The sequence below is a fragment of the Duncaniella muricolitica genome, from assembly GCF_910574735.1.
GTDB classification, from domain to species: Bacteria; Bacteroidota; Bacteroidia; order Bacteroidales; family Muribaculaceae; genus Duncaniella; species Duncaniella muricolitica.
Window position 1 is genome coordinate 1 of sequence record NZ_CAJTCF010000125.1, and the last position, 6,332, is coordinate 6,332.

Below are 6,332 nucleotides of genomic sequence, written 5' to 3' on the forward strand. Positions count from 1 at the left end.
CAATGGAGAGCCGGATACGCTGAAAGGTGTAAGTCCGGTTCGGGGGCAGACTCGGGGAAACCTACCGCAGAAATGCGGCAAGGCGCCCCGGTGTCGAGCCTACAAAGTCGCACCCAACGTCTGCCCGACAAGACGGGCGGTACTCTGCATGCCGCCCGCACCGCCGGTACGATGTACAGGGGTGGCCATAACCATTACGATATTGTTAGGAGTCTGAAACAGGCCGAATCCAATGCCACACACGGCCATGCGCCACGCGATATTCCACTCGGCTGTCCCCGACGATGGCGCGGATATCAGCAACACCACTCCGGCCGCATAGACAGCCATGCCGCATGCAGCAGTGATTCCGGCATTATGACGCTCGACATAACGGGCGGCCAACGGCGATACTATCATTGTAGCCAACGGCCACGGTGTCATAAGCAGCCCCGTATTTATTTCCGAAAATCCATAACTATTGAGAAACATAAACGGTAACGCAATCATCGCCAGATTCTGGGCTATGAACGAGCACACCGACGTGGAGATGCTCAGCGAATAGAGCCTTATCCTAAACAGGTCGACCGGCAACATCGGAGACTCCATGCCAAGCTGACGGCGCACATAGAAAATACCTGTCACAACTCCGACTGCCAGCATACACGCATTGACCGTCACATCTCCTTTTCGGGCAAAATTACCGACCGACAGAAATATCAGCCCGAACACTATGACATTGAGTATCGCACTCACCCAATCATAATGTCCGCAATGTTCTCTTGGCGGATTGGACGGCAATAGCTTCTTGCCAAGAATAAATGCCACAAGTCCAAAAGGCACGTTTATGAGAAAAAGCCAATGCCACGACGCGACTGAAAGTACAGCTCCTGCTATGGTAGGTCCGGCAGCGGTAGCTATGGCGATGACCATGGCATTGAGAGCCAGCCCGCGGCCAAGCACCTCGCGCGGATATATGAGCCGTGTAAGGGCTATATTCACACCCATGACACTTGCGGCCCCTACCCCTTGTAATGCTCTGGCGGCTACAATCATGGCAAACGACCCGGATAATGCGCACATCACTGACGAAATCGTAAAGACCAGCACGCCGACCATGAAACACCGACGATAGCTGTATCGGTCGCCAAACGATGACATCGGCAGCAAAAGCATGGTAATGATCAACTGATAGACTGTGACAATCCATACGGCATCCGAGTCGGATATGCCAAACTTATCAGCCATAACCGGCAACGCGACATTGACCACCGTGACATCCAGCACAGTCATCACAAGGACTATCAGCACAGCGATGACAGCCACATAATTTCTTATCGAAAACTTAACAGCAGACATATGTCATTTCTTTCTTAACCGTATATTTTGAAAAACGTGATTGCTTATTTAAGTAATAAGATACATATACTTAAAAAAGTTTAATTTCACCCGTAAACAATACGTTTATCATGGTAAAATACATTAATTAACCCGATACCGGCAATAAAAAATATCAGCAAATCGATTGCAATATGGCCGTCAAACTATTAAATTTGCAAAATAATACCTCCAATAACATCAACCTATGCAAACAAAATGCGGATGGCAATCGAACATGGGCTTAAAAATATGACTCTCCGGCAACTGTGGGAACTGTTCCCGATAGTGCTGACACCACATCAGGCTCAATGGAAGAAATGGGCCGAAGAGGAGCGTGTAAGCCTTTACCGATTGTTGTCCGACATCTCGCCGTTAACAGTCACTCATATCGGCAGTACAGCTATCAAGGGGATTCATGCCAAGCCAATCATCGACCTCCTTGTCGAAATTACTGTCAATCATGATTGGGAGAATGTCAGGACTCGTATGGAGTCGGCTGGATATATATGTATGTCAGCATCTATCGGCAGAATGAGTTTCAACAAAGGTTACACACCAGACGGATATGCCGACAGAGTGTTCCACATCCACGTCCGTGCTTGCGGAGATAACGATGAAATCTATTTTCGTGACTATCTGAGGAGCCATCCCGAGACGGCTCGGGAATATGAGATGCTCAAACTAAGTCTACTGCCCAAATACAAGAATGACCGTGACGCATATACTGCGGCAAAATCAGACTTTGTAACCCGCATCACATCCATTGCAAAAAATCGCAACAATAATCATGCTAATGAACCTAATATCACGAATGGCTTAACTAAGATGAAAAAAATCATTATAATCGGTTGTCCCGGGGCCGGCAAGAGTACTTTTGCAAGGAAACTTTCGGCCAAGACAGGGCTTCCGCTGCACTATCTTGATACGATATGGCATTTGCCTGACCGTACCACATTGAGCAGGGAACAATTTGTCACACAGATTGAAAAGATTATGGCCGGAAATGAGTGGATTATTGACGGGAACTATCTTCATACGATGCCACGAAGGCTCGAATGTTGTGACACAGTCGTTTTCTTCGACCTGCCGTTGGCTGTATGTCTCGCAGGCGCGGAGGAACGCATAGGTAAGTCGAGGGAGGATATGCCGTGGTCCGACGACAAGCTGGATGCCGGATTTCGTCAATGGATTATTGATTTTCCATCACAGCAACTGCCGGTTATTCGCGACCTGCTCTCAGAACACAGGCAACGACTCAACATCATCGTGTTTCACACAAGAGATGAAGCCGATGCTTTTATTGATTCGATACATTTTTGAAAAAACGAGTAACAACCAACCTGAAAACGCATAAGATACAACCATCACATCCATCAAAAATGAATAATCAAAGCGGCAAAGGGTGTTGCAGATGCAGCATATGAAATTCAGAGATTTTAAAAGATAGTTGCCAAAAATATTTATTTTTGCAGAACCTAAGTTATGAATATCAATAATTAATGTCTGCCAATGAATACACAACATGTGCTTATTACTGATAATGGCGAGCAAAGGACCTCAAATGTGACATACGAGCGCATATTCAATGCCTTGTATAATATCAAGTCCAACGAATATGTCACTCTGGAAAAGTGCCTCCCTGTCAAAATCATCCGGGAGGCCGAGGCTTTTGCCATGACATTCTATAAAGATTCGCGCTTCGCCGTATATTTCAGAGTACGGAAAACCGTGTTGCGAATGTGCAAAAACGGGATTGATTGCGAAAAAGCCATTGGCATGATGTGCGACTTCTTCCACTCGGCCAAATTGCCCGACATGACCGACTGGGTATGCGAGGAGCTGAGCCCCGAGCCAGAAAAAACATCGACAAGCCTTATGGTAGATGGCCAAGAATTCCGACATTTTGACTTTTCCGATGTCATGGCCGCACTTGAGAATATACGCGACGGCGTGTCGCGGTGGCTTAACTATACCATCTCCGGCGACAATGGCGGATACATGACCGTACGCCGGTATGAAAAGTCTGACGCTACCACCGCCTATAAAGTCGAATGGGTCAGATGGAACGATTCAGAGCCGACAGGATGTCGCGGGGTCATTACCGACTTCGCGGCCTTACGCGGATGGCTGTGGGAACTCGCGCTCAGTCATGAGTATCCCGCCCCCGGGCCGCAATGGACAAATTTTGATGTCAACGATCATTTTCAGAGATTAGTATTCCGATTTTTAGACGAAGACGATGAACGGTAAATACAGCCTGCCTGTCGTGAAGGCAGTTGATCTTATATGGACAAGTTTTGACCGCGAGGAGATACATCGCGGCTATGCGATGCTTATGCAGGCGGCACAGCAAGGTGACGCCGATGCGTTGTGCTTCATTGCACGCTGCTTCATGGGCGAAGAATACGTGTGGAGCGGAGCCGGCTTCGCCACCGACGATGCCAATGCCTCTATGCTGATGCAGAAAAGCGCGCTGATGGGGAGTGCCACCGGTGTGCTTTGTGCAGTGAGAAGCGGCAACTTCACCCCCGCCGTGCAGCGCGGCATGCCTTTTGCCTCATTCAAGGAGGCTTTTGACGAGATACTCGGGCAGGCCGAGCGTGGCAATGCTTTTTGTTGCTACATGATAGGCAATGTCTATTTCTGGGGCGACTATCTGCTCGTGGAACCCGAGCTTGCCAAAAAATTCAAGAATGAAAACAAATATAATGCCTGGGCCTATCCGATAGCCAAAGAATGGTATGAACGTAGCTTCCGGGGACGAGTATGTGCCGGCTGGGGCAACTACTGCGACATCCGCAAATCGGGATTATGCAGCATCAAGCAGGATGTCTACGAGGCTTATTTCAGCGCGCTTGCTGAAATATCGCCTGTAATATGCAACAACTACGGTTTTTATCTCGAGACCGAAAAGAATAATCCCGAAGCCGGCCTCACTTACTATGCCAAGGCAGCCATGCGGGGCGACATGCAGGGTGCTTATAATGCCGGTCTGGACTATGACCAGGGAGTCGGCGTGCAGCAGGACATCGACACAGCTTTCGATTTTTACGAACTGGCCGCTTTCGGAAATCATCCCGGCGGCCAGTGGCAGGTGGGCTATTACCATTTCCACGGCTGGGGTAAAGTCGAACAGGATTACGCCAAAGCGGCCGACTGGTTTGAAAAAGCATACACCAATCCCAAATGCAAGGGCAGAAACAAACTGCAATCAGCAGCCTATCTCGGCATCTGCTGCCAGGAAGGGCTCGGCGTAGTGCAGGACGATGACGCGGCTCTGGAATATCTCCTGGAGGCCGAAGAAGGCATCGACGACTTGTGGGAACCAATAAATGGGATGGTGCTCAACGCTCTTGGAGTAGCCTATGCTTTCGGCCGTGGCACGGAGGAAGACGAAGAGCTGGCTTACCAATATTTTGAAGACGCAGCAAAGCTCGGATCGGAGGAAGCCCGGAAACATCTCAAGGACATGAACTTTTCCAATTCGGACGAAAATGATAAATCCCGCAACAATAAAAAAGAGATAGATCCATTCTATCTGAGCCTGACGAAAAAGATCATAGACGCCACAACCAAAGACATGCAGGAGATACTCTCACAGGTGGGTGACGAGCATATCTACGCGGCGGCATTGGTCACCGACAGCAATTGTGTCACTCTATTTCTCGCCGTCAACACCATAGAGTATCTGGCTGCCAATGATGACCCGGATAGCGAAACCCAATGGATGCCTGACGAATGGGGATATTCCGATGCCGACAACAGCCAACTGTCAAAACTCAGCAAATCGCTTTGGCAGCATTACAGCAACCTTCCGGGCGAAAAATTCTTCATCGATGCGGTAATATCAGCCATGAAACAGCTCAGAGATACAGGAGTCTTTGGGAAACACACCGACGGGATGACTTGTTTCGTCTCCATGTCGGACGATGACAACACCGAAAGCATTGAGAACGAATCAGCAATCCGAATAAATCCGCCTTCCTTAGCCGCCACATTCCTGGACCGTGAGAGATAAGCCAATGATTCTCCACTCACGGAATACGCCCCATACATCAGATCCTTTTGCGATTATCTATCAGCCACTGTCCACTCGGGATTTTTGCGACGGGAGAATCCCCATACAAACAGACGGTTGACAAACGAGTATTTCAGCCCTGCATAGTGTCGCGCTTTGTGAGGACAGACCGCGATACATCTACCGCAGGATATACATTTGTCATTGTCGGTAACATACGGTTCGGCCGGACTTATAGCTCCGGCCGGACACATGTCGGCACACTTACGGCATGACCGGCATACTTTACGGTCGACTTGCGGATGCATGGGTACTCCAGCTATTTTCTTATAGGGGCGTTTGCCTTTTACGTTTAAGCCACCCTGTCGGCCGGCCATGACAGCCTCACAGCATGCGTTGCCAAAAGCCTTGAGTTCACGCTTGTCATCCATGTCGGGCCGTTCCGAGCCCACAGTCGGGAATATTGAATGTTGACCGATAAAGGCACCGGCACCTATTACGTTGAATCCACACTGAGTAAGGATGTCGGTCAATTCGAGGAGCGCGTCGTCATAATCACGGTTACCATACACTACCATCGCTATCGCCTTCGCACCATTGCCTTGCAATCGGCACAGGCTTTCAGCCACCATCCCGGGAAGTCGTCCGCCATAAACAGGAGCAGCGACTGTCACAATATCTTCTCCACCGGGATTAGGCTTCTCCGCATTGAGGTTATCTGCAAGATTGATATCCGACACCGATTCCACGCCCAGTGTCGAGGCTACAGCTTCGACACATTTACGCGTAGTGCCTGTCGCGCTGAAATATATATTAACGTGAGTTCGATATAAGCAATCAGAACAAAGTTAGCTGGTTATCTGTCACAAACTCCAAAGAGATAGACGGTTTCTTTGGGAAAAAGCAGTAAGCAGCGATAGCACTCAAGGCATTGGTGATAAAATTAGCGAAAGAC

At 49.0% G+C, this 6,332-nt stretch carries 5 protein-coding genes and 1 pseudogene; 3 read left to right on the plus strand and 3 right to left on the minus strand.

Going from position 1 to position 6,332, the window contains the following annotated elements:
- Positions 1 to 99: 99 nt before the first annotated feature.
- Positions 100 to 1,338 carry an MFS transporter gene (locus tag QGT73_RS16710; RefSeq protein WP_279145063.1) on the minus strand — a complete coding sequence of 413 codons (1,239 nt, stop codon included), beginning with the start codon at positions 1,336 to 1,338 and terminating at the stop codon, positions 100 to 102.
- A 243-nt stretch (positions 1,339 to 1,581) separates the two neighbouring features.
- Here QGT73_RS16710 and QGT73_RS16715 point away from each other — a divergent pair, with 243 nt between their 5' ends.
- The 3 genes from QGT73_RS16715 to QGT73_RS16725 all read left to right on the plus strand — a co-directional run bounded on the left by QGT73_RS16715 (position 1,582) and on the right by QGT73_RS16725 (position 5,377).
- Positions 1,582 to 2,679 carry a GrpB family protein gene (locus QGT73_RS16715; RefSeq protein ID WP_279145065.1) on the plus strand — a complete coding sequence of 366 codons (1,098 nt, stop codon included), beginning with the start codon at positions 1,582 to 1,584 and terminating at the stop codon, positions 2,677 to 2,679.
- A 189-nt stretch (positions 2,680 to 2,868) separates the two neighbouring features.
- Positions 2,869 to 3,609, plus strand: a complete 741-nt coding sequence (locus QGT73_RS16720; RefSeq protein WP_279129984.1) for a hypothetical protein — start codon at positions 2,869 to 2,871, stop codon at positions 3,607 to 3,609.
- Entirely contained in the window at positions 3,599 to 5,377 is a 1,779-nt protein-coding gene (locus tag QGT73_RS16725) for a DUF4303 domain-containing protein (protein ID WP_279129986.1), read from the plus strand. The genes QGT73_RS16720 and QGT73_RS16725 overlap by 11 nt, the downstream gene beginning before the upstream one ends.
- Before the next feature lie 53 nt (positions 5,378 to 5,430).
- Here the strand turns inward: QGT73_RS16725 and QGT73_RS16730 are convergent, their stop codons facing one another.
- Both QGT73_RS16730 and QGT73_RS16735 read right to left on the minus strand, forming a co-directional pair.
- The gene (locus QGT73_RS16730) at positions 5,431 to 6,189 is read right to left on the minus strand and encodes a 4Fe-4S binding protein (RefSeq protein WP_279129987.1); all 759 of its coding nucleotides are present in this window, start codon (positions 6,187 to 6,189) and stop codon (positions 5,431 to 5,433) included.
- Between the two features lie 25 nt (positions 6,190 to 6,214).
- Positions 6,215 to 6,332 (minus strand): annotated as a pseudogene (locus QGT73_RS16735) (IS982 family transposase); the annotation flags it as partial.